We start from the raw sequence: 23,018 nt of genomic DNA on the forward strand, positions 1-23,018 counted from the left end.
GGCCCGCGCTGGACGCCCGGCCGCCGGGATGGATACCGCTATCGTCGCTGAGCAGACTGCAAAGAGTGCCCGTCACACGAGCCTTTCAGAATAGCTATGTGAAATACAGCTATCCTAGGGCTCCAGAGGGACAAAGCTGATCGTCGGGCCTTCCGTCCAGACCAGCGCCATGACGAGCTCACGGCCCGGGTAGAGCTGTGTCAGGACAGCCCCATATGCCGCCATCTGACGCCGATAGGCTGCAGGAACGGCTTGACCCGGTCGTGGCGGGTTCTGGTTTGTCTTGAAATCGCACAGCATGACGCAGTCTTCCGTCACTCGGAGACGATCCACCTGCCCCAGGACGACCTGCCCGAAAGCCAGTCCTGTAATCGGCTGCTCGGCGAGGCTGCCGGGGGCAAAAAGCGGGGCCAGCGTCTCATGTGTGAGGATCGAGAGAATCTGACCGACCAGACGGGTGCTCTCTTCCGGCGATAACCCGTGTGCCGGTTGGGCGAGGAAGCGCTCTGCAAGAATGCCCCACTCCTCTCTGGGACGATCAGGCAGCCATTGTAAAAGGCGATGCACCAGCGTTCCGCGCTCAAGGGCGCGCCTGCGACCACTCTCCCGTCCGGCGGCGAGATGAAGCGGAGACAAGGCGGGCGGCGCCACACCATAGGAGGCATTATCCGGTCGACTCGGTGCCAGTGGTCGGGTCAGAGGCGCCTCCTGCGGCGCTGGAAGCGCATGCCAAGCGGGTGCCTGCCCGAATAAACCGGGCATGGGTTCAGGCGCATGGGGGGCAAGGGCTCTGGATGCGGGGGCACTCAGTTCGGGCTGTGCCTCACTCAGGAGACGCTCGCCTTCCCATCCTCCGTCGAAAACCGTGCTGACCGCATCGAGATGCTCGAAACCCGAGCGGCACAAGCTGTACCACGAGCTCTCGCTCTGCTTGCGTCGCGGCTCCCAACCGCAGACGACCAGCCAGTCACTGGCACGAGTCAGAGCGACGTAAAGCAGGCGGTTACGCTCAGCCTGCGCGGCTTCCTGCTCCTGCTGCTTGAGTCGATCGCCCAGATCGGACGGCAATTCCCTCCCCGGCATCCAGACCGGGAGATCGAGACCGTTTTTGCACGTCCAGAGCAGTTTCGTCTCGCCCTGCACCTCACCCGTCATGTCTGGCAGGATCACCAATCGCGCCTGCAGCCCTTTCGAGCCATGCACGGTCATGATCCGCACGGCGTCGATTTCTGATTCGGCCTCACGCTTGACCGTCAGATTGCTCGACTCGAGCCAGTGCAGGAAGCCCTGCATCGAAGGGGCGTGGAGCGCTTCAAAACGCAGGGCGGCCGAAAGCAGATCATCGAGCGGTTCCGCCGCTTCCGGTCCGAGGCGTGCCAGCGCACGGGCGCGTCCTTCATGGCGGCCCAAGGCATCGGCAAGGATCTGATAGGGTGTCGCAAAATCGATACGGGTCTGAAGAGCCGAGAGACGCTCCCAGGCGCTCTGCCATTCTGGCCTTTCCTGATGACGCTCCCGCAGAACAGTCCAGAGCGGACGCTCGCCGCGCTCCATGGCGAGATCCATGAGGGACGCATCACTGACCCCGCCAAACGGCGAGGTCAGAACCGCTGCCAGCGTCAGATTATCCTGAGGCAGCAGCAGAGCATGGCACAGCGCCGTCAAATCCTGCACCGCCAGAGAATCGGTCAACCCGACACCGACAAGCGTAGCAACTTCGACCCCCTGCCCCTTAAGCGCGCGGATGAGCGCGCGCAGAAAAGCAGATCGTCGGGGCACCAGAACCAGCACCTCACCCGCACGAAGCGGCGCCTGACCCGGCTGCGGCGGTTTGCCGATCTGACGGGCAATCCAGTGCGCCAGCGTGTCGGCCAGCTTCTGAGGTGCACGACTTTGCCCGGCATTGCCCGTTGGCGCCGCCCAGGGGTCGTCAATGGCGTCTTTTTCGTCCTTCGGCACCAGCGGCCAAAGCTCGACACGCCCGCCCTGACCGGGGCGGGCAGAGCGATGCGTGGCAGCTCATCGCGTCCCGGCTCAAGCAGCCCGTCTGCCGCAAGCGGATTTGAAAACACCGCATCGACAAGGTTGAGCACGGGTTCGACAGATCGGAACGACACACCGATTTCCGGTGTCCGCCATTCCTGTTCCGCACCAAGAACCATCTCGCGGAACCGGTCGCGGGCACGAAACAGCCCTTCAGGGTCGGCACCCTGAAAAGCATAGATCGATTGCTTGAAATCCCCCACGGCAAAAACCGTTCGCGGACGCCCGTCCATCTCACGCGCACTTTCGCCGACGAAGAACTCTTCGATCAGCGCCGTCGCGATCTCCCATTGCGCAGCAGACGTGTCCTGCACCTCGTCAAGCAGCAGATGATCGAGACCGCCATCGAGCTTGTAGAGCACCCAGGCAGCCCCCGGATCGCGCAAGAGATCGCGCGTGCTGGCAATCAGATCGTCGTAATCGACCAGACCACGCAGGGTCTTGTCCTGCGCATAACGATCGAGCGTCGGGGCTGCGAGGGCGAAAAGCGCCAGATTGAGCGCAATCAGACGTTGCACGGCAATTGCACGGTCGAGCGCAATCAGACGCTCCCCTTCAGCCGTGAAAGCCTCCATCAGGTGAGGACGGTCGCGCGCCATGGCCGCAGGAACGAAAGCCCGTGCCGCGCGCGGTGTCCCTGTGCCCGTCACAAAGAGATCAGACCAGATTACCGGGTCCCGCTCCGATACCGGGCGGGAAAGCGCGTCGAGCATCTTGCCGAGCGTCGCCTGCATCGTCGCTGTCCCCAGCGGCAGGGCTTCCTGGGCACAGCGACGCAGCCGATCTTCCTGCGGAGACGCGCTGCGCTGTGACTCCAGATCGGCCAGATCGGCTTCCTCTGCGCCAAAAGCCTGCCGATAGGCGCGCTCGATCGCGCCTGGCTCGATCTGCCAGCGGGCAAAGCTCTGCCTCAGACGTGACACGCGGCCCTGAAGCGCACGTATCCGGTCGAGATAATCCTCAAGCCCCACCTGACCGGCCAGCAGCGAGAGACGCGCTTCCATCACCGGATCGCCCATGGCGCGAGACAGGGTCTGCTCGATGGCGTTAGCCAGAGCGAGGCTGGAATCCGTCTCTTCCATAAGGGTGAAATGCGGGTTGATGGCAGCTTCAAGCGGGAAGCGCCTCAGAAGCGACTGACAAAACGCGTGGATCGTCCCGATCTTCATCCCACCCGGCAGATCGAGCACGCGCACGAACAGGGCCCGTGCCGCCTGACGCGTTTCAGGCGAGACAGGGACACTCAGCGCCTGCAATTCCCGGTCGAGCGAAGCCTCGGACAATGACACCCAGCGCCCCAGACGGGACTGAAGACGGTTGGCCATTTCTGCCGCCGCCGCACGCGTAAAGGTCAGGCACTGAATCCGTGCCGGGTCGCTGCCCGGCAGCAGGACCGGTGCCCCCGTCTCCGGGTCAGGCACCAGAACCGGCAGCATCAGACGCAAAAGCCGGTCGATCAGTAGTTTTGTCTTGCCGCTACCCGCCGAGGCAGAGACGAAGACGGATGCCAGAGGATCGGAAGCCTGCCTCTGAATATCATTGGCCGATTCAATAATCTGCGCATTGAGCTTTGCAGGATCGGTCATTCTCCGCCCTCCTCGCGCGCAGCGCTCCACTCAGACACACGAGCCAGATGGGCGTAATCGCTATAACGCGGCACATAATCCGGATGGGGATGAGAACGATAAGCCGTGTTCGGATCATCGAAGATCTCGACGCGCCGACGCAGCCGGTCGAGCGCGGAGTCCACCAGCCCGTCCAGATCTCCGGGCTTCTTCGGCACGCTGAGTTCCTCGCCACGATGGCGATCCCCCGTCAGTCGCCAGTAAAGCAAAGAGGCGGTCTCCGCAGCGGGCAGATCGGCGAAGCCGCCGAGGCGCAGCATGGCGGCTTCGAGCACGAGTTGCGAACTCCATCCGGCTTCGACATCACTCACCTTGGGCAAGGTGCCGGTCTTGTAATCGATAATGGTCGCCCGCCCATCCTGAGCGATCTCGATCCTGTCGGCGCGGGCGGTCAGGCGGAAGGGCGCGTAAGGCGGGGTCAGGGTCAACGTGCCTTTCTGCTCGGTCTTGAGCAAAACGGGTCTCTCGCGCTGCGCCTCACGCTCGCAGACCCAATCAGCAATCCGGAGCACACGAGGACGCCACCAGGCGGCGAGAGCCGGACGCAATTCACGGTCTTCAAGCATTTTGAGCAGGCAGCCATGCAAGGCTCTTCCGCCTTTCTGACCCTCCTTCAACCAGAGATCGAGCCCGTCATGCACCACCACACCAATATCCGAGCGGTCGGCGGCTTCTTCGAGCGCCGGCAAGGCCCTCAGCTTCAGCACGTGACGGGCATAAATTGCGTAAGGGTCGCGCAGCCAGGAATCGATCTCGGTCACCGAGAGACGGCGCGGACGCAGGGCGACAGGCGGCCGGGGCTCGGGTGGGGACACAGGCCGCGCCGGACCCGCAGGCTGATCCATCGCTGCCTGCCAGTGCAGGGCAGGATGCACAGGCAGGGTCTGGCCTCTCCCCTCCAGCAGGGCGTCAAGTCGCACCAGCCAGCGAGCCGGAACGGCAGGCGCCCCATCACTCTGGCTGCGCTCGACAACACGATCTCTTTGCCCGAGAGAAAAGCTGTCGTGAAATCATGGGCGGCGGTGCCGATCTGCCGTTCGGGAGACGGCAACCCTGCCCGCGTTCTCATGGGCCGACTCAGCCAAGGGCCGGGATCGGTCGCAGGAGGCCAGATGCCTTCATTCAACCCACCCAGAATCACCAGATCGGCAAATTGCAGTCGCGCTTCAAGCACACCCAGAATGGAAACACGAGGATGCAGGGCTTCACCATCACGCCCTTGAAGGACGCGCTGGCCGAACACCATTTTTCCAGCCATTGAGGCGAGAAGAAAAGCGGGCAGCCCTGCCAGACTCTGCGGCGGCAGAACCTCGCCATAGGTCATCAACCCGGCGAGATGACGCGACAGGGCATGACCCTCCGCGCCCATCCAGAGCCGTTCTTCACCTGGCTGCTCCTGCGTGCCGGTCAGTGCCTCGGCAGCCTGGATGAGCCGTGTCAGCAGATCGGGCAGAGGCAGGGCACCGCATCGCAGCAAAGGCGATACGGCCTCTGACAGACGGTCGAGAAACAGATCGAGCGGTTCGGCCTGATCGGGTCGATCGGCACTCTCGGCCTCAGTCTGATCCTGTCGTTCGAGCGCCTGTTGCAATCCTTTCATACCCGGTGGCGGCGCGGGGCCACGCAGTACGAGGCGCTCAAGACGGCGCGCTGTGGCACGGCAATTCCCCGGCGTGCTGCCGAGCGCGACAAGCGGATGTTTCAACAGCGCCAGAAGAGCCACGGGAGAGAGATCATCTGCAGCCGCTTCTGCCAGAAGGCGCAGCAGAATGGCCGCAGGACTCAGAGCCAGGGCCTCACCGGCACTGTCATCGGCTACGATGCCGTAACGCAGCAATTCGGTCGAGACGCGTCGGGCCAGTGCCCGGTCCGGCGTCACCAGAGACGCGGTCTTGCCGGGACGTTCCACAGCCTCACGCAGAATCATGGCAATGCTGATGGCTTCCTGCTGCTGATCGGCAGCATCGAGACGCGTGAGGCCTGTCAACGGAAGGGGGGCATTGCTTTCTGCCCATGCAGAAAGTCCCTCCATCGGGCGCATCATCAGACTGGCCAGCGCAATCCGGCTTTGCAGGGCCTCACGAGAAGCAACATCGCGATGCGCCGCAGCGTCATCCCAGACTGTGATGGTTTCACGGGAAACACCCAGATCGTTGAGAAGGCGTCGAAATCCCGATTGCGGGTGGCTTTCAGGCAGCGTCTCCCAAAGGCCCTCCGACAGATCGAGATCGACACCGGGCAGCACCACGCAGCCTTGAGGCGCATCGAGCACGGCCCGCAGGATCGCGCAGACGGCAAACATGCCATCGGTAAACCCGACTGCCCAAAGCCGCCCCTCAGGCGGGGCCTGCGTCCAGCGTTCGGCCTGCGCCTTGAGGACCGAGACCTGACGCGCCACCGGGTTCATCAGGCCCGTCTCCTCGAGCCAGGCGGGCCAGGCCTCGGTAACGATATGCAGAAACTGAAGCGTCTTGTGCCAGTGATCGGCGAAACGGGGTTCTGCCGCATCAGGAAGACGCTCGCGCAAATCGACCCCGACGCGCTCGGCATCGTCCATCAATTCAGCCAGAGCCGAGGCAAGAGGCCAGGCCTGTTCGAGCGTCAGCTCCGCACTGAACACGCCTTTTGCCTGCAGAACGAGCGCTGCCAGAACAGACAGACGCCTCAGCGGATCGACCGCCGGAGGAAAGGAAAACGCCTCGACGCCCGACAGCGCCAGATCGTCTTCACTCAGATCTCCGACCGGGAGAATACGCGGCAACAGAGCCGCCTTGCCATCGAGACACCGCAAGAAGGCTTCTGTCAGATTGCGTGCGGCGCGACGTCCCGGCACGAGAATGAGCGCATGAGCCTGATCCTGTTCGGCCGTCTCCCTGAGCCACCGCCGCGCCACATCATCGAGAAAGGAGCGGTCCGCCGGGATCGTCGCCAGAATCACAGCCGGTCACTCCATCCGTTGATGGTGGCAATTCGGGCCTCTTCCTCCACGCCCGGGCTCAGGGTGAGATGCAGGGCATGGTCGGGCAAGTCATCTTCGGCGCGCTCGGGCCACTCGACGAGCATGATCCCGTCCTGAAGCTCGTCCCAGCCCAGCTCGAACAATGAGTCAGGACCATCGAGACGCCACAGATCGAAATGAGCCACAGCGCCCTTGCTCGTGTCGTAAGTCTGGACCAGAGAAAAGGTCGGGCTCGGCACTTCAAGCGCTGGATCCTGCGCCAGAGCCCGCAGGAAAGCCCGGGCAAAAACGCTCTTGCCCATGCCCATCTCGCCGTGAAGCGCCAGCACGTCACCTGCCTGCGCAAGCTCTGCCAGACGAACAGCAAGAGCTTCGGTCGCGGACTGGTCGGGCAGATCGAATGTCGTCATCCAGCCAGTTTAAAGCCGGGTCGGGATGAAGGGTAGTGGAAAGCTGGGAGTGCCCCTTGCTTCCGGGAGGCTTCCTATCGACGGTAAGCCGGTAGATCGACCCTGTAGAGAATGGCATAGCTCGAAGACCAAAGCCGAGGGTGACCGCAACAAGCCCGGCGAGAATTGGCCACACACCGAGGGCATTGAGACCGACATAAAGACCCGCAGCCAGGGCAGCAGCGGTGACGTAAAGCTCGGGACGGATCACGATGGAGGGTAGGCCGGCCAACACATCGCGAATGATTCCGCCCATACAGGCCGTGACCACCCCCATGATGGCAGCAGGCAGCCAGGGAATGCCGTAGGCGACGGCCTTGGCCGCGCCGTAAACAGCGTAGGATGCCAGACCCAGCCCATCGAACCAGTCGATCGCGCGCTCATGCCAGACTCGGTGGGGGGTGAACCACACCAGCAGGGCAATACTCAGACAGACGGCAAGCGGCGCTGTGGCATGCATCCAGAAAACTGGTGCGCCGATCAGCAGATCACGCAGCGTGCCCCCGCCGACGCCTGTCATGGCGGCGAAAAACGCGAAGGTCACCATGTTCTGCTTCTCTTTGGCAGCCACCAGCGCCCCCGAGATCGCAAAGACGGCTGTGCCTGCCATGTCGAGATCCGAAAGGGCCGAGGCTGACAGGGCGTGAATGTCTGTGAGGGTGGCAGGGCTCACGCAGCCAGTGCCTCAATATCGGCGGCAAGCTGTGCGACACGGTCGGGCTCGGCATCCCAGGCGAACATGAAGCGGGCACCACCCCCAATGAACGTGTAAAAGCGCCAGCCTTTCTCGCGAAGCCCCTCGAGCACCTTGTCTGGCGCCTTGAGGAAGACAGCGTTGGCCTGCGCCGGGAACATCAGGGAAAGACCGGGCACCGCCTCGATCCGCGCGGCCAGCGCATGCGCACTGTCATTACCGTGCTGCCCGTTCCGGAGCCATGCGCCGGTTTCAAGCAATCCGACCCATGGGGCCGAGATGAAGCGCATTTTCGAGGCCAGCTGCCCCGCCTGCTTGCAACGGTAATCGAAGCCTTCAGCCAGAGCCGGATCGAAAAACAGAATGGCCTCTCCGACAGCCATACCGTTCTTGGTGCCCCCGAAACACAAGACATCCACCCCGGCCTGCCATGTCATTTCGGCAGGGGAACACCCCAGCGCAGCGCAGGCATTGGCAAAGCGCGCGCCATCCATATGCAGGCGCAATCCGAGGTCCCGGCAGGTGTCGGCGATGGCCCGGATCTCAGCCAGAGAATAGACTCACCGGTTTCGGTAGGCTGGGTAATCGTCACGACTTTTGGCTTGGGATAATGGATGTCGCTCCGGCAGGTCGCCAGCGCCCTGATATCTTCCGGGAAAAGCTTGGCACGGTCGGTACGGGCCACGAGAAGCTTCGACCCGTTGGAGAAGAACTCCGGCGCACCGCATTCATCGGTCTCGACATGGGCGAACGAAGAACAGATCACACTGTTATAGGACTGACAGAGCGAGGCGAGGGCGAGAGAGTTGGCCGCCGTACCGTTAAAGGCAAAGAACACCTCGCATGATGTGCCAAAAAGGGTGCGAAAGCTGTCAGCGGCGCGATTGGTCCACGCATCATCACCATAGGCAGGCACCGAGCCCGCATTGGCCTGCTGCATCACATCCCAGACTTCGGGACAGATACCGGCATAATTGTCACTGGCGAATTGCTGGGCCACGACGATGGTCCTTTCTGGACGAGGAGACGCTCCGCGCGAAAGGAGGGTGTGGCGTGTCCCGAGATTGCCGGAGCGGCCACATCTCTTCGACGAAAGCCGAAGATACCACCTTGCCCGGGAGCAGGTTGGCGCGACATAAGCTGTCGGCTCTTGATGCTGACGGCTTTCGTATCAAAGCCGGAAAAGACACGCAATGCGCTTCTTGCTCGCGCCGCCGGACAAAGAAACACCGATCGCCTCTGGCTCTGGGCGTCGCTGACGGTTTCTGTTAGCTGCTAAGGGACACAGGACATAACTGACAGGAATGAACGCGCTTATGGGCCAGACTCCTCTCGACATCGATGTTGCCATTATCGGTGCAGGGCCGACCGCCCTTTTTGCCGCGTTCGAATGCGGGATGCTTAAACTTTCCTGCGTGCTGATCGACGCGCTGGGAGAGATCGGCGGGCAATGCGCCGCGCTGTATCCCGAGAAGCCGATCTACGATATTCCGGGCCATCCTTCGATCGAGGGCGGCGCCCTGATCGCAGCGCTCGATGCGCAGATCGCCCCTTTCGACGTCCCGCGCCTGCTCGGTCAACGCGTCGAAAAACTCTCCGGCACGCGCGGCGCTTTCACGCTTGAGACCGATAAGGCAACGTCGTGACTGCCCGCGCCGTCATCATCGCCGCCGGTGCCGGCGCCTTCGGGCCGAACCGCCCCCCGCTGGAGGGGCTCGAAGCCTATGAAGCAAGCGGTGCTGTCCAATATTATGTCCGCAAGCGTGCCGATTTCGCCGGCAAGCGCATCGTCGTCGCAGGGGGCGGCGACTCCGCTCTCGACTGGGCCCTCTCCCTCTCGGACATCGCCGAAAAGATCTATCTCCTGCACCGTCGCGACCGGTTCCGCGGTGCCCCGGAAACACTTGCTCAGATCGAAGCGCGTGTGGCCGAAGGCCGCATCGAGAAAGTCGTGCCCTATCAGCTTCATGCGCTTGAAGGCGAGAATGGGGTGCTCTCAGCCGTCGATGTCATCGACCTTGAAGGACAGGTGCGACGCATCGACGCCGATACGCTTCTGCCCTTCTATGGATTGTCGACCGATCTCGGCCCGATTGCCACCTGGAACATCGACACGATCCGCAGCACCCTGCCCGTCACACCGTCGACGATGGAAACGAGTCTTCCCGGTGTGTTTGCCATCGGCGACGTCGCCACCTATCCCGGCAAGCTAAAGCTGATCCTGCAGGGTTTCAGCGAAGGGGCAATGGCTGCCCACGCCATTCACCCGATCGTTCATCCCGATCAGGCGCTGCATTTCGAATACTCGACCAGCAAGGGTGTCCCGGCAGGCTCTTGAGCTGGAACGGGGTGTCGGTTTAGAATGATACCGAAATGATTATGAGATCCGGACGCGAATGAGTGTGCAAGAGAGAGAGCGGGAAACAGGCGCAAGAGAGCGCTCTGGCGGATGGCTCCGGATCGATCTCGATGCCCTCAAGCAGAACTATACCTTCCTGACGCAGCAGGTCGCAGCACCGTGACCGTCGGCGCTGCCGTCAAGGCTGATGCTTATGGACTCGGTGTGGCGCGTATCGCCCCTGCCCTTTATCGCGCCGGATGCCGCCGCTTCTTTGTCGCGACCGTCGATGAAGGACTGACCTTACGTCCTCTTTTGCCGGATGACGCCACGATCTGCATTCTGAACGGCCCGCCTGCAGGCTCCGAGCCCCTGCTTGCGGCCCGAAATCTGACGCCCGTTCTGAACAGTCTCTCTCAGGCACGTCGGTGGGCGGCTTTCGGGCGGGAAACCGGAACAAAATTGCCCTGTCTGCTCCAGCTCGATAGCGGCATGTCGCGCTTCGGTCTGTCGGAGGACGACATTGAGGCGCTCTGCTCTGAAGAGCTGCCTACCGCGCTCGATATCACCCATGTCATGAGCCATCTCGCCTGTGCGGATGACGCCGCCTCACCCCGCAACGAAGGCCAGCGTCAGCGCTTTGACGCGCTGAGACAAAAGCTGCCTTCCCCTCTCTCTCCGAGCCTTGCGGCATCGAGCGGTATCTTTCTGGGCGAGTCGTTTCACTACGATATGGTGCGCCCCGGCTATGCGCTCTATGGCGGCAATCCGACGCCTGCTCTCCCCAACCCAATGCGCCCTGTTGTCACTCTGCTCGGGGGACTCGTACAGGATCGCTGGATCGAACCCGATACAGCGGTTGGCTATAGCGCTCGTTTTGTGGCAACGCAGAAAACACGCATTGCCACTCTGTCCGTCGGCTATGCAGACGGTTTTCACAGACGCGCCGGTGGCTTCACCAGCGCGGTCCTGCCAGACAGACCCGACATCTCTCTCCCGGTTGTGGGGCGGATCTCGATGGACTGCATGGCTCTGGACATCACCGCGCTGGGGGACATGGATATGGCCTCCGGCACAGGTTTCGAGCTGATTGGCCCCCACCGTCCGCTGGACGAACTGGCCTCGGCATTGGATACGATCGGATATGAGCTGCTGACCAGCCTCGGGAAGCGCTTTTATCGTGACTACATTGAGAGTTCACAATGAAGATCATTGTCATGGGCGCCGGTGTGATCGGCGTCACTACTGCCTGGTATCTCGCTGAACAGGGCCACGAGGTCGAAGTTATCGATCGCCAGCCCGGTGTCGGCCTTGAAACCTCTTTTGCCAACGCCGGTCAGGTTTCTCCGGGATATTCAACGCCTTGGGCAATGCCCGGCCTGCCGCTCAAGGCAGCACGCTGGATGTTCCAGAAGCATGCGCCTCTGGTTGTCCGCGCAGCTGCCGTCAACGCGCCGATGCTACGTTTCATGACGCAGCTCCTGAGCAATTGCACGCATCATGCCTATGACATCAACAAAAGCCGTATGCTGCGTATCGCAGAATATAGCCGCGACTGTCAGGCCGAGCTGCGTCGCGCGACCGGCATCACCTATGATGACGGCCAGAGAGGTCTGATCCAGCTTTTCCGGACCGACAAACAGGTCGAACACGCTCATGAAGACATGCGTCTACTGGCCGAAAGCGGTGTAACGCATGAGCTGCTGAATACGGACGATGTTCTCAAGCACGAACCGGGTCTGGCCGGAGCGCGTCACCTGCTCAAGGGCGGTCTGCGTCTGCCGGGCGATGAATCGGGCGACGCCTTCCTGTTCACTCAACGTCTGGCAGCTCTGGCTGCGGAAAAAGGCGTCAGTTTCCGCTTCCGCACCGAGATCCACGCCATCGAAGCCGCGAGCGATGCCATTTATGGCATTCGCACCAGCGCAGGCCGTCTGACAGCCGATGCCTATGTGCTGGCTCTCGGCAGCTATTCGCCGCGCCTGCTCAAGCCGATCGAACTCGATCTGCCGGTCTATCCGATCAAGGGCTATTCGCTGACGGCGCCGATCACCGATGAAAGCCGCGTCCCGACCTCGACGGTCAATGACGAGACCTACAAGGTGGCCATGACCCGTCTGGGCGACCGTATCCGCATTGGCGGTACGGCTGAGCTGACCGGCTGGCGTCTCAAGCTCAGCCAGGATCGTCGCGAGACACTTGAGCTCTCGTTCAACGAAATGTACGGCGGCGCCGATCTCAGCCGTGCCCGCTACTGGACCGGACTGCGCCCCTGCACCCCTGACGGCACCCCCGTCATTGGCCCATCAGGACGCTACAGCAATCTCTGGCTCAATACGGGTCATGGAACACTGGGCTGGACCATGGCCTGCGGCTCAGGCCGCGTTCTGGCCGATCGCATCAGCGGCAGGCGCACGGATATTCCAGCGCTCGATCTTTCACTGGACCGTTATCAAAGCTGATAACGGGCAAGTCTCTTGGGCAGGAAACGGAAACAAGATCCGTCTCCTGTCCGCAGATCGACATCTCGAAACGCAGCATCTCTCGCTGGTGAGCTCTTGCAAAGCGGACTCATCCAGGCGCCCCTCTTCGGCTGAGAGCGCTCTTCTTTTCCCGTTTCCCAAATAAAAAAGGGACCGTTTCCGGTCCCTTTCTCAGTCAGCTCTGTAAGCCGATCAGTTGCCCGAAGCATCCTTCTGAGCGGCAACTTCTGCACCCTTCTTGTGGTGCTTGTGCTTATGCTTGTGCTTGCCCTTGTGCTTGGCAGGCTCAGCAGCGGCAGCCGCCTCAGAGGAAGGAGCTGCAGGAGCAGCTGCTGGCGCTGTCGCAGCAGGTGCAGCAACGGCAGGAGCCGGCGCTGACGGCGTAGCAGGAGCGGCTTCCTGCGCGAAAGCAGGCGCGCTCAGCGTCATGGCAAGAGCGGCAACACCGGTAAGAAGACGACGATTGAAAACGAGCATGAAACAAGCTCCTGAATACAAGATTTGCAGTGTCACAGACTTGGGAAAGACCGAAGAACCGGCCCCCTGAACTTGTGACTTCAGGAACGCTAACAGTATTTTCGTTACCCGTCTCGAAGGAAATTTAATAAAATGATGGTAATCGCACTGTAAAGACGCATGTCTGCCTTAATCACGACATGATCACAAAAAAAGCCACCGAAACCGGTGGCTTTTTCCAGAAAATCAGTCCGGTCGCACGAGACCGATCCTTAACCTGACCGGATGAGACCATCCGGTCAGGAGATGCTTTCGCATCAGGCGTCAGACTTGACCTTCGACATACGCTTGCGCTCGTTCGGGTCGAGATAACGCTTGCGGATACGAACGGCAGACGGCGTCACTTCAACCAGCTCGTCGTCCTCGATATAGGCGATTGCCTGCTCAAGGCTCATACGACGGGGCGGGATCAGCAGCAGAGCGTCATCCTTGCCAGCGGCGCGGATATTGGTCAGCTTCTTTTCACGCACGGCGTTCACGTCGAGATCGTTCTCGCGGGAATGCTCACCCAAGATCATGCCTGCGTAAATCTTCTCACCGGCTTCGACGAACAGCGTGCCGCGATCCTGCAGGGAGAACAGCGCATACTGCGTGGTCGCACCGTCTTCTGCCGAGATCAGCGAACCGTTGCGACGACCCTCGATCGTGCCTGCATAAGGCTTATAGCCTGCGAACAGACGGTTCATGATGCCCGTACCGCGCGTGTCGGTCAGGAACTCACCATGATAGCCAATGAGGCCGCGTGACGGGATGAGGAAGGTCAGACGCACCTTGTCGCCACCCGACGGACGCATGTCCTGCATCACGCCCTTACGGATCGACATCTTTTCGACGACAACGCCCGAATAGGGCTCGTCGACGTCGACCAGAACCTCTTCGTATGGCTCTTCACGATCGCCCGTCTCTTCGTTGTTCCGGAAGAGCACGCGCGGACGACCGATGGTCAGCTCGAAACCTTCACGACGCATGGTTTCGATCAGAACGCCCAGCTGAAGCTCGCCACGACCGGCGACTTCGAAGGCTTCGCTCTCGGCGCTCTCGGTCACCTTGATGGCGACGTTGCCTTCGGTTTCCTTGAACAGACGATCACGGATCTGACGCGACGTGACCTTCTTGCCTTCACGACCGCCCAGAGGGCCGTCATTGATGCGGAAGGTCATCGACAGGGTCGGCGGATCGACCGGGGTCGACGGCAGAGGCGCATCGAGCGACGGATCGGCAATGGTGTCAGGAATGGTCGCGTCGGACAGACCGGCCACCGCGACGATGTCACCGGCTTCAGCTTCTTCAACCGGCACGCGATCGAGACCACGGAACGACAGGAGCTTGGTCAGACGGCCCGTTTCGACAATCGTACCATCCGGACGCAGCACGCGCACCGGCATGTTCAGACGCGCACGGCCCTGCTCGATACGACCCGTAAGGATACGACCCAGGAAGTTGTCGCTCTCGAGAATGGTCGAGACCATGCCGAAAGGAGCGTCCTTGTCGAGACCCGGTGTGGGAACGTGACGGAGCACGAGATCGAAGAGCGGGGACAGATCCTTGCGCGGCCCGTCCATCTCCAGATCGGCCCAACCCTGACGGCCCGAAGCGTAGAGCATCGGGAAGTCAAGCTGATGCTCATCGGCACCGAGGGCAGCGAACAGATCGAAGATCTCTTCATGCACTTCATCGGGACGTGCATCGCCACGGTCGATCTTGTTCACAACCACGATCGGACGCAGGCCGCGAGCCAGAGCCTTGCCAAGAACGAACTTCGTCTGCGGCAGGGCGCCTTCGGCGGAGTCAACGAGGATGATCGCGCCATCCACCATGCTCAGGATACGCTCGACTTCACCACCGAAATCGGCGTGGCCCGGGGTATCGATGATGTTGATGCGCGTTTCGTTCCAGACGACCGACGTGCACTTGGCGAGAATGGTGATACCGCGCTCGCGCTCGAGGTCGTTGCTGTCCATTGCACGCTCGGCGACGTGCTGGTTCTCGCGGAATGAACCGGACTGCTTGAGGAGCTGATCGACGAGGGTGGTCTTGCCATGATCGACGTGCGCGATAATGGCGATGTTACGGATTTCCATGAAGCGGTCCTGATCGGGCTTGCAGGGTCACGCCCTGCCGGATCGCTCCCCGGGGAACGACACAAAGCCGGGACTGACAGATTGGCCGTGTTCTGCACAATTTCCCGTCCGAGTGCAATGAAAGGTTCGGAAAAGACGGGTTTTTAAGGTTAATAGAGGCGTCAGAAGACTGTTTTTCTGAGCGAACTGCGATCGAGGCAGGTCGTCAAAGCACTGCCTCTTCCTCTCGAAAGGGGCAGCGCCCCTTTCCTGCCCCTTCGAAACAAGCGGAGTCACGAAGGGCTGCGGCCCTTCGCCCGAAGATGGGGCAAAGCCCCATCCTTTCGATTACTCAGGCCTTGAGCGCGAAATCAGCAGCCGGACGGGCGCCCATGCGAGTGATGATGGCGGCGGCAGACTGGTTGCCAAGCGTTGCGCAGTCTTCGAGGCGACGCCCTCTGGCAAGACCGGCAAGGAAGCCCGCAGCAAAGGCATCGCCAGCCCCTGTCGTATCGACGACGGTGACCTTCTCCGTCGGCACAACGATTTTTTGCCCGTCTGAGAGGATGACCGCGCCTTTTTCAGCACGCGTGAGCACAACAAGAGTGGCGTCGGCGCCTGCCTGAGAAGCCGCCGTATCGAAATCCTCTGTCCCGTAGAGAGCGCAGATTTCTGCTTCGTTGGCGAAAAGAATGTCGATATGGCCAGCAACCAGCGCGCGAAACGCGCTTTGATGACGTGCAACACAGAACGTATCCGAGAGCGTCAGCGCGACGCGGCGCCCCGCCTTATGGGCTGTCTCGGCCGCAAGGACGAAAGCCGCCTGAGCACGGTCCTTGTCGAAAAGATAGCCTTCCATATAGGTCACGGCAGCACTGGCGACTGCGCTCTGATCGACATCTTCCGGTCCGAACTCGGTGCAGATGCCGAGATAGGTATGCATTGTGCGCTGACCATCAGGGGTGACGAGAATGATGCATCGCGCCGTGGGACGATCTGCCGCTTCAACCGGAGCGGAAGGATAGACCAGACTTTGCGCTGTCAGATCCTGCGCATAGCCGAGACCGGCCTCATCAGCCGCGACCTTGCCGAGATAGCCCACGCGAGCACCGAGGCGCGCTGCAACAACGGCTGTATTCGCCGCAGAGCCCCCGCCCATGACCTGCTCAGGAGAGATTTTGGCCTCGATTTCTGCTGCCTGATCGGCATCGATCAGCGTCATGCTGCCCAAAGGCGAGCCGAGTGCCGTGAGGGTCTCGTGTGACACTGGGGCGAGAATATCGACAATCGCATTACCGATACAAAGCAGATCGAGAGCAGGCGCAGTCATGACGTCTCCAATGAGATGGAATTCAACAAAATTAGCCCCTCTTCACGCCATGAAATCAACATGATCAGTTGCAAGTTTTAGGAAGGGTGAAAAACGGGCCAGGCATTCTTGAAGACAGGCCATGACACAAGACAGAGTTATGGTCAAAAACCTTGAAAACCTGACGTTTAACGGCTTGTCGCTTGCGTAACTTCAAGTGTAAGCCAGATGAGGGGTCGGCGCACTTTTTCGAGAGTGCACCGTCTTTCAAAAGCCGCCAGCGGCACCCGAACCGCCACCTTCAAAAACGAGCAGCGGGGTTCTCTTGTTCAAACGACGCAAACCAGAAGAGAAAGCCTCTTCCCCTCCTTCACCAGGTGCTTCGGCCAGTCCTGGCCAAAAAGCGACAACTGCCGGCACAGGCAGCCCCTCGCTCTTCCCCGAACGTCCCGCACCTGCGGCAGACGCTTCACAAGCCTCCCACACAAAGGATACAGCCTCGATGGGTCGTTCGCCATTCCCCAATCCGCCTTCACCTGCCACTCCGGCAGCAGCACCCGCACGTCCTGCGGCAGCTGCCGCAACCGTGCCGGGCGGACGTCGTGAAGCCTCCGATCGTCGCACCCTCGTCGTCGGGCGTGGTATCTCGGTTCAAGGCTCGATTCAGGATGCCGAACGTCTTGTCGTCGAAGGAACCGTCGAAGCCTCTCTGCTGCAGGCAACAGAACTCGCCGTCGCTCCGGGCGGAGTCTTCCGCGGTGAAATCGAAGTGGAAGACGCGGATCTGGCTGGAACAATCGACGGCAACCTGACCGTCCGGGGCAATCTGACCGTGCGCTCGACAGGCAAGCTGATCGGCAAAACACGCTGCCGTCGCCTGCAGGTCGAAGATGGCGGTCAGATCACTGGTAATCTGGAGATGATGACAGGAGACGTACCCGGTCGTACGTCTTCGAGCGAAGCATCTGTCTCCGGCTTTGAAAAGAAGGAAGAGACCGCTCCTTCGGTCTGAACCCTCAGAGATCACAAACAGAAAAAGCCCGGCCTTGAGCCGGGCTTTTTTGCGTCTGATGCGGCTCTGGGGTGACTAGCCTGCGTTCTCACGCCGATCGCGCAGCTTGACATAAGCAATCGCACAATGCTCGGCGCAGTAGGGCTTGCCCGCCACCGGCTTGGCGCCGCAGAAATGGAAGCCTGGCGTGCCAGGGTCACCGTTCGGCCAGCAGCAGGACGGCCCACGACGGGGGGACGTGTCTGCCGTGAGCGGACGCAGCAAGGGTCGAAGCATCAAGTCTGGCGACATGGTTTTGGCCTCGGCTGATTTGCGGATCGGGCTTGGCTTGCTGGCCAGGGGTGCCCCTTCTTCAGAAGAAGAAAGCGATGCACTCGCAGAAGGTTTCTGAACCGTTTCCGATTTCGGCACAGATGCCGCAACTGTCTCGACAACCGAAGGTTTGGCTGGTGATGCCACGGTGCTTTCGCTGGCGACCGAAGCTTTCGGCTCAGCCGGCTTGACAGGCGCCTGAGACACAGAAGCCGTCGTTACAGGAGCTTCAGCGCCTGAAGAGACGGATACCTCAGCCACGGGCTCTTTGCGTGGCTTCGCCGTGGCGCGGATCGGCGAAGGCCGGGGGGGCAACCCTAGACGATGCGCCTTACCAACAACGGCATTTTTGGTGATCGACAATTGCCTGCCGATTTCGGCAGTGGATAGTCCTTCCTGCCAAAGCGTCTGAAGACGGGAGATTATGTCGTCAGTCCATTCCATCGCCCGCGCTCCTTACTCAGTCCTAGGACGTAAAACCAGGGTGTCGATACGACTTGCTCAATCCGTAAGTCGGCATTTTCAGTGGTTAGACTGGCCGATAAACACAGAGCTCTTCCACAAGTCAATCTGAACCAACACGAATTACCAAAGAATAAAGCATAAATGGCCTCTCAAAAACTGCTCAGGCACATCTCTCCGGCCCCCTTCGGCAAGTCGTTGCCTGTCAGTCGATTTGACCGCTTCGGATGAGACGGACCGAGCGGCCAGAGACGACAAGCTGGATCTCTCCCTTGAGCAAAGCAAGAGCATCCTCGCCAAAAACAGCGCGACGCCATCCCTGCAGAACAGGGCTATCGGTCTCACCCAAAGCGAGGCTATCGAGATCTTCACCAGTTGCCACGAGCTTGGGAGCAACCCGGTTGGCCTCGCAACTCGCTGCCAGCACGACCTTGAGCAAGGCAACCAGGGCAGCCGACGGCTTGGCTCCGTCAGATTTGCGCGGGGGGCGAGGCAGATCCTTCTCAGGCACTGCAAGGCCCGCTTCGACAGCCGCTAGCAGGCCGGGTGCTGCCTTGCCCTCTGCAAACCCGCGTGACACGCCTCGTACACGAGACAGAGCGTCCGTATCCTGCGGACGCACTGCAGCAATCTCCAGCAGGCTCTCATCGCGGATCAGACGTTGGCGCGGAATATTGAGCGCCTGCGCTTCAATCTCGCGCCAGGCCGCCACTTCGCGAAGCACGGCCAGCATGCGCCGGTTATTGGTACGCGCCTTCAGGCGTTCCCACTGGCGACGTGGATCAGGGCGGAATGTCGCCGGGTCGTTCAGAACGGCCAGTTCGGCATCAGCCCAGTGAAGGCGTTCCTGTTTTTCAAGCTCGCGATGAAGCGCGAGATAGACGTCGCGCAGATGGGTCACGTCCGCTGCAGCGTAGGATATCTGCGCCTTCGAGAGCGGACGAGCGGACCAGTCGCTGAAACGATGTGTCTTGTCGATGCTCGCCCCGGTAATGGCGCCGACCAGCGTGTCGTAGCCGACCTGGTCGCCATAGCCACCAACCATCGCCGCCACTTGGGTATCGAAGATCGAGCGGGGCAAGGCATCGAAAAGATGCAGGAAGATTTCCAGATCCTGGCGCGCCGCGTGAAACACCTTCACACAGCTTTCTGTCGCCAGAAGATCTGCCAAAGGTGCCAGATCAAGACCCGGTGCCAGCGTATCGATGACAGCGACATCCGACACGCCGCCGAGCTGGACGACGCAGAGCTGTGGCCAGTAAGTATGCTCGCGTACGAACTCCGTATCGATCGTGACGAACGGCTCCTGCTTGAGTCGGGCACAAAGTTGCGCCAAATCGTCTGTAGAAGACACGATGACTGGGGCTGGGAAACCGGCTTGAGACACTTGCATTCCCCTTCTTTACATCAGGGCAGACCAACATGACCACATCAGAGAACGATCTCGCCGCGCTCAGCCAACTCGGTCGTCAGACCGTGCAGCCTGAAAGCCCGGAAACGGCAACGCTCGAACGGGTCCCGAGCCCTCATCGAGGACGCGATTATGTCGTGCGCTTCACGGCGCCAGAATTCACCTCGCTCTGCCCGGTGACCGGTCAGCCGGATTTTGCGCATATCGTCATCGACTACATCCCCGATGAGTGGATTGTCGAAAGCAAGTCCCTGAAGCTTTACCTGACCAGCTTTCGCAATCATGGCGCTTTTCACGAAGATTGCTCCGTGAGCATCGCAACCAAGCTCGTCGAGGTATTGAACCCGAAATGGCTGCGCATCGGCGCCTACTGGTATCCACGCGGCGGTATCCCGATCGATGTCTTCTGGCAGACCGGTGAGGCGCCAAAAGGCGTGTGGGTTCCCGCTCAGGACGTGCCCGGTTATCGCGGTCGCGGCTGATCCTTCAGAGGCGGAAAAAGCCGGAGACCCTCGCGGGTTTCCGGCTTCTTCTGATCCTTTTGAGGACCGTAAAAATCAGTGAAGCGGATGTGCGGCTTCAGCAGCTTCAATCGCAGCACGCGCCGCCTGAATCTTGCGAGACAGACGATCCTGATCCGCAATATCGTCCGCAGCGACATTCGTCAGCTCGACTTCCAGCGTCTCAAGACGGGTCTGCGCCTCACTGACGACGATTTCGTCGATCGTGAGGGCTTCGTCCGCAAGGATAGTGCAGCGATCAGCCGTGATGTCGGCGAAACCACCGGAGACGAAGAAACGCTCTGTGACGACACCGTTCTCATAAAGAGACACGATGCCACCACGCAGCAGAAGCATGATCGGCGCATGATCCGGCATGGCCGCGATATCGCCTTCCTCGCCCGGGAGGACAGCCATCTCTACTTCCTTCTGGAAGAGAAGCTTCTCCGGGCTGATGATTTCGACCTGAACCGGCATGGGCTTACGCCGACTCCTTCATCTTTTCGGCCTTGGCGATCGCTTCTTCGATCGATCCGACCATGTAGAAGGCGCTTTCCGGCATGTGATCGTACTCGCCGGCGACAATCGCCTTGAAGCTGCGAACTGTGTCGTCGAGCGAGACCAGCTTGCCAGGGGCGCCCGTGAAGACTTCGGCCACGTGGAAAGGCTGGGACAGGAAGCGCTGGATACGACGCGCACGCGCCACAACCTGCTTGTCCTCTTCCGACAGCTCATCCATGCCGAGAATGGCGATGATGTCCTGCAGGCCCTTATAGGTCTGAAGGATACGCTGCACGTCGCGCGCTACCTGGTAATGCTCTTCACCGACGATCTTCGGGTCAAGCGAGCGCGAGGTGGAGTCCAGCGGATCGACGGCCGGGTAGATGCCCATTTCTGCGATCGAGCGGTTCAGCACGGTCGTGGCATCAAGATGGGCGAAGGTCGCGGCAGGTGCCGGATCGGTCAGATCGTCGGCAGGCACGTAAACGGCCTGAACCGAGGTGATCGAGCCCTTCTTTGTGGAGGTGATACGCTCCTGAAGAGCGCCCATCTCGGTGGCCAGCGTCGGCTGATAACCCACGGCCGAAGGAATACGACCCAGCAGAGCCGAAACTTCCGAGCCAGCCTGTGTGAAGCGGAAGATGTTATCCACGAAGAACAGAACGTCCTGGCCTTCCTCATCACGAAAATATTCCGCGAGAGACAGAGCCGAGAGCGCAACGCGAGCACGGGCGCCCGGCGGCTCGTTCATCTGGCCATAGACCAGCGCCACCTTGGAGCCAGCTGTCGAGCCATCTTCACCGATCTTGATCACGCCGGCGTCCTGCATTTCGAAATACAGGTCATTGCCTTCACGCGTACGCTCGCCGACACCGGCGAAGACGGAAACGCCGCCATGGGCCTTGGCGATGTTGTTGATCAGTTCCTGAATGATGACGGTCTTGCCGACGCCTGCACCACCGAAGAGACCGATCTTGCCACCCTTGAGGTAAGGGCAGAGCAGATCGACAACCTTGATGCCGGTCACGAGAATCTCGGAAGCGGCAGCCTGATCTTCGAAGGAAGGGGCCTTGCGGTGGATCGGATAATGCTTGTCGGACACGACAGGACCGCGCTCGTCAACGGGCTCGCCGATGACGTTCAGGATACGGCCGAGCGTCGCCGGGCCCACGGGCACGGTGATCTGCGCGCCGGTATCCTTGACTTCGCTCCCACGGACGAGACCGTCCGTGCTGTCCATGGCGATGCAGCGCACTTCGCGCTCACCGATTTCCTGTGCCACTTCGAGCACAAGGGTCTGGTCACCGTTCTGGACGTGCAGCGCATTGAGGATATGCGGCAGCGTGCCTTCGAACTGGACATCGACCACGGGACCGCGGACCTGCGTCACGCGACCCACGACGTTGCTGCTGGCAGACGACAGAGTTTCGGACATCGTATTTCGGCTCCTGCGTAAAAGTCTCAGACGGCTTCAGCGCCGGAGATGATCTCGATAAGTTCTTTGGTGATGTTGCTCTGGCGGGTACGGTTATAGCGCTGCGACAGAGAGTCGATCGCCTTGCCTGCATTCCGCGTCGCGTTATCCATCGCAGTCATGCGGGCACCCTGCTCGCCAGCAGCACTTTCGAGAAGCGCTGCATAGAACTGCACCTGAAGATTACGCGGCAGGAGCTGAGCGAGCAGCTCCCCTTCATTCGGCTCAAATTCGTATTGAGCACTATAATCTGTCTTGTTGTCGTTCTCCGGCACGGTCAGAGGCACGAGAGCCTCTTCCGTCGGGGTCTGCGTCATCGCATTCACAAAGCGGTTGAACACAACCGTCACGCGATCGACCTGACCGGAGATCAACATTTCCGTCACGCGCGCACCGAGATCGGCGGCCGTCTGGAACTGCACCTCACGACCAGCCGTGCCAGTGACGCGATCGACAACCTTCGTCGGGAAGATTCGCATCATGGCTTCGCCGCCCTTGCGACCGACAGGCAGGATACGCACCGTTTCGCCCTGCGCTTCGAGACGCGCAACGAGCTGACGGGTAGCGCGGACCACATTGGCATTGAAGCCGCCTGCAAGACCGAAATCGCTCGTCAGCAGAACGATGAGATGCGTGGATCCCTTGCCGCCCTCGAGCAGAACCGGAAGCTCGCCCTGACCGGCAGTGGCAGCAGCCAGCTCGGCCAGCATGCGACGCATGGCGACAGCATAAGGGCGCGAGGCCTCGGCGTGCTTCTGAAAACGGCGCAGCTTGGAGGCTGCGACCATTTTCATTGCGCTCGTGATCTTGCGCTGTGATTTCACGCCCCCGATGCGGGCGCGCAGTTCCTTCAGCGAGGGCATGGTTCGT

General features: G+C 60.9%; 17 protein-coding genes, 4 pseudogenes and 1 riboswitch. Of the genes and pseudogenes, 6 read left to right on the forward strand and 15 right to left on the reverse strand.

The genetic code is table 11. The features are described 5' to 3' along the window. Positions 1–114 precede the first annotated feature (114 nt). The 7 genes and pseudogenes from JCM15831_RS23040 to JCM15831_RS23710 all read right to left on the reverse strand — a co-directional run bounded on the left by JCM15831_RS23040 (position 115) and on the right by JCM15831_RS23710 (position 8,710). Complete coding sequence (locus JCM15831_RS23040) at positions 115–762, reverse strand: PD-(D/E)XK nuclease family protein (RefSeq protein WP_232228216.1); 648 nt, start codon at positions 760–762, stop codon at positions 115–117. A gap of 252 nt (positions 763–1,014) precedes the next feature. After that, positions 1,015–1,800, reverse strand: a pseudogene (locus JCM15831_RS23045) (3'-5' exonuclease); the annotation flags it as partial. Then, positions 1,689–3,629 carry a UvrD-helicase domain-containing protein gene (locus JCM15831_RS23050; protein WP_232228207.1) on the reverse strand — a complete coding sequence of 647 codons (1,941 nt, stop codon included), beginning with the start codon at positions 3,627–3,629 and terminating at the stop codon, positions 1,689–1,691. The gene JCM15831_RS23050 and the pseudogene JCM15831_RS23045, both read right to left, overlap by 112 nt. Further along, positions 3,626–6,606: pseudogene (gene addB, locus JCM15831_RS19190) on the reverse strand (double-strand break repair protein AddB). Before addB ends, JCM15831_RS23050 begins: the two are co-directional and overlap by 4 nt. Then, positions 6,603–7,037, reverse strand: a complete 435-nt coding sequence (tsaE, locus tag JCM15831_RS13440; protein ID WP_025824660.1) for a tRNA (adenosine(37)-N6)-threonylcarbamoyltransferase complex ATPase subunit type 1 TsaE — start codon at positions 7,035–7,037, stop codon at positions 6,603–6,605. Before tsaE ends, addB begins: the two are co-directional and overlap by 4 nt. Continuing rightward, positions 6,958–7,749, reverse strand: coding sequence for a trimeric intracellular cation channel family protein (locus JCM15831_RS19195; protein ID WP_232228208.1), 792 nt, complete (start codon positions 7,747–7,749; stop codon positions 6,958–6,960). Before JCM15831_RS19195 ends, tsaE begins: the two co-directional genes overlap by 80 nt. Continuing rightward, positions 7,746–8,710, reverse strand: a pseudogene (locus JCM15831_RS23710) (threonine aldolase family protein). Before JCM15831_RS23710 ends, JCM15831_RS19195 begins: the two are co-directional and overlap by 4 nt. A gap of 110 nt (positions 8,711–8,820) precedes the next feature. Then, positions 8,821–8,932: riboswitch (SAM-I-IV-variant riboswitch) on the reverse strand. A 154-nt stretch (positions 8,933–9,086) separates the two neighbouring features. Between JCM15831_RS23710 and JCM15831_RS19205 the strand changes: the two are divergent. The 4 genes and pseudogenes from JCM15831_RS19205 (at position 9,087) to JCM15831_RS13470 (ending at position 12,570) form a co-directional block, all read left to right on the forward strand. Beyond that, positions 9,087–10,108: pseudogene (locus tag JCM15831_RS19205) on the forward strand (NAD(P)/FAD-dependent oxidoreductase). A 58-nt stretch (positions 10,109–10,166) separates the two neighbouring features. After that, positions 10,167–10,292, forward strand: a complete 126-nt coding sequence (locus JCM15831_RS23450; RefSeq protein WP_269530467.1) for a hypothetical protein — start codon at positions 10,167–10,169, stop codon at positions 10,290–10,292. Further along, on the forward strand, positions 10,289–11,314 hold the full coding sequence (alr, locus tag JCM15831_RS19210) for an alanine racemase (protein WP_232228209.1): 1,026 nt from the start codon (positions 10,289–10,291) through the stop codon (positions 11,312–11,314). Before JCM15831_RS23450 ends, alr begins: the two co-directional genes overlap by 4 nt. Further along, on the forward strand, positions 11,311–12,570 hold the full coding sequence (locus tag JCM15831_RS13470) for a D-amino acid dehydrogenase (RefSeq protein WP_025824662.1): 1,260 nt from the start codon (positions 11,311–11,313) through the stop codon (positions 12,568–12,570). The genes alr and JCM15831_RS13470 overlap by 4 nt, the downstream gene beginning before the upstream one ends. A 213-nt stretch (positions 12,571–12,783) precedes the next feature. Here JCM15831_RS13470 and JCM15831_RS19220 read toward each other — a convergent pair whose 3' ends face one another. The 3 genes from JCM15831_RS19220 to JCM15831_RS13490 form a co-directional block, all read right to left on the reverse strand. Next, positions 12,784–13,068 carry a hypothetical protein gene (locus JCM15831_RS19220; RefSeq protein ID WP_035774573.1) on the reverse strand — a complete coding sequence of 95 codons (285 nt, stop codon included), beginning with the start codon at positions 13,066–13,068 and terminating at the stop codon, positions 12,784–12,786. Between the two features lie 296 nt (positions 13,069–13,364). Further along, positions 13,365–15,188 carry a translational GTPase TypA gene (gene typA, locus JCM15831_RS13485; RefSeq protein ID WP_025824663.1) on the reverse strand — a complete coding sequence of 608 codons (1,824 nt, stop codon included), beginning with the start codon at positions 15,186–15,188 and terminating at the stop codon, positions 13,365–13,367. Between the two features lie 331 nt (positions 15,189–15,519). Continuing rightward, entirely contained in the window at positions 15,520–16,497 is a 978-nt protein-coding gene (locus JCM15831_RS13490; protein ID WP_025824664.1) for an adenosine kinase, read from the reverse strand. A gap of 481 nt (positions 16,498–16,978) precedes the next feature. Here JCM15831_RS13490 and JCM15831_RS13500 point away from each other — a divergent pair, with 481 nt between their 5' ends. Further along, the gene (locus JCM15831_RS13500; protein WP_025824666.1) at positions 16,979–17,488 is read left to right on the forward strand and encodes a bactofilin family protein; all 510 of its coding nucleotides are present in this window, start codon (positions 16,979–16,981) and stop codon (positions 17,486–17,488) included. 75 nt (positions 17,489–17,563) lie between these two features. Here JCM15831_RS13500 and JCM15831_RS13505 read toward each other — a convergent pair whose 3' ends face one another. Both JCM15831_RS13505 and rnd read right to left on the reverse strand, forming a co-directional pair. After that, positions 17,564–18,244: a GcrA family cell cycle regulator gene (locus tag JCM15831_RS13505; protein WP_025824667.1), complete on the reverse strand. Its 681-nt coding sequence runs from the start codon at positions 18,242–18,244 to the stop codon at positions 17,564–17,566. Positions 18,245–18,467: 223 nt separating this feature from the next. After that, entirely contained in the window at positions 18,468–19,655 is a 1,188-nt protein-coding gene (rnd, locus tag JCM15831_RS13510; RefSeq protein WP_025824668.1) for a ribonuclease D, read from the reverse strand. A 29-nt stretch (positions 19,656–19,684) separates the two neighbouring features. On the opposite strand from rnd, the gene queF reads away from it, so the two are divergent. Continuing rightward, positions 19,685–20,155, forward strand: coding sequence for a preQ(1) synthase (queF, locus tag JCM15831_RS13515; RefSeq protein ID WP_025824669.1), 471 nt, complete (start codon positions 19,685–19,687; stop codon positions 20,153–20,155). 75 nt (positions 20,156–20,230) lie between these two features. Here queF and atpC read toward each other — a convergent pair whose 3' ends face one another. From atpC to JCM15831_RS13530, 3 genes are read right to left on the reverse strand one after another with little or no spacing between them, the layout of a single operon-like run. Further along, positions 20,231–20,650, reverse strand: coding sequence for an ATP synthase F1 subunit epsilon (gene atpC / locus JCM15831_RS13520; protein ID WP_025824670.1), 420 nt, complete (start codon positions 20,648–20,650; stop codon positions 20,231–20,233). Between the two features lie 4 nt (positions 20,651–20,654). Next, positions 20,655–22,109 (reverse strand): F0F1 ATP synthase subunit beta, encoded by a 1,455-nt coding sequence (atpD, locus tag JCM15831_RS13525; protein WP_025824671.1) that lies wholly within the window; start codon positions 22,107–22,109, stop codon positions 20,655–20,657. A gap of 26 nt (positions 22,110–22,135) precedes the next feature. Then, positions 22,136–23,011 (reverse strand): F0F1 ATP synthase subunit gamma, encoded by an 876-nt coding sequence (locus JCM15831_RS13530; protein ID WP_025824672.1) that lies wholly within the window; start codon positions 23,009–23,011, stop codon positions 22,136–22,138. Positions 23,012–23,018: the final 7 nt, after the last annotated feature.

The sequence above is a fragment of the Asaia astilbis JCM 15831 genome, from assembly GCF_000613845.1.
GTDB classification, from domain to species: Bacteria; Pseudomonadota; Alphaproteobacteria; order Acetobacterales; family Acetobacteraceae; genus Asaia; species Asaia astilbis.

Coding starts and splice junctions, on each gene's coding strand:
- JCM15831_RS23040 (WP_232228216.1), bottom strand. CDS start 762: ATGCCCGGTTTATTCGGGCAGGCACCCGCTTGGCATGCGCTTCCAGCG.
- JCM15831_RS23050 (WP_232228207.1), bottom strand. CDS start 3,629: ATGACCGATCCTGCAAAGCTCAATGCGCAGATTATTGAATCGGCCAAT.
- tsaE (WP_025824660.1), bottom strand. CDS start 7,037: ATGACGACATTCGATCTGCCCGACCAGTCCGCGACCGAAGCTCTTGCT.
- JCM15831_RS23450 (WP_269530467.1), top strand. CDS start 10,167: ATGAGTGTGCAAGAGAGAGAGCGGGAAACAGGCGCAAGAGAGCGCTCT.
- JCM15831_RS13470 (WP_025824662.1), top strand. CDS start 11,311: ATGAAGATCATTGTCATGGGCGCCGGTGTGATCGGCGTCACTACTGCC.
- JCM15831_RS19220 (WP_035774573.1), bottom strand. CDS start 13,068: ATGCTCGTTTTCAATCGTCGTCTTCTTACCGGTGTTGCCGCTCTTGCC.
- typA (WP_025824663.1), bottom strand. CDS start 15,188: ATGGAAATCCGTAACATCGCCATTATCGCGCACGTCGATCATGGCAAG.
- JCM15831_RS13490 (WP_025824664.1), bottom strand. CDS start 16,497: ATGACTGCGCCTGCTCTCGATCTGCTTTGTATCGGTAATGCGATTGTC.
- JCM15831_RS13500 (WP_025824666.1), top strand. CDS start 16,979: ATGGGTCGTTCGCCATTCCCCAATCCGCCTTCACCTGCCACTCCGGCA.
- JCM15831_RS13505 (WP_025824667.1), bottom strand. CDS start 18,244: ATGGAATGGACTGACGACATAATCTCCCGTCTTCAGACGCTTTGGCAG.
- rnd (WP_025824668.1), bottom strand. CDS start 19,655: ATGCAAGTGTCTCAAGCCGGTTTCCCAGCCCCAGTCATCGTGTCTTCT.
- queF (WP_025824669.1), top strand. CDS start 19,685: ATGACCACATCAGAGAACGATCTCGCCGCGCTCAGCCAACTCGGTCGT.
- atpC (WP_025824670.1), bottom strand. CDS start 20,650: ATGCCGGTTCAGGTCGAAATCATCAGCCCGGAGAAGCTTCTCTTCCAG.
- atpD (WP_025824671.1), bottom strand. CDS start 22,109: ATGTCCGAAACTCTGTCGTCTGCCAGCAGCAACGTCGTGGGTCGCGTG.
- JCM15831_RS13530 (WP_025824672.1), bottom strand. CDS start 23,011: ATGCCCTCGCTGAAGGAACTGCGCGCCCGCATCGGGGGCGTGAAATCA.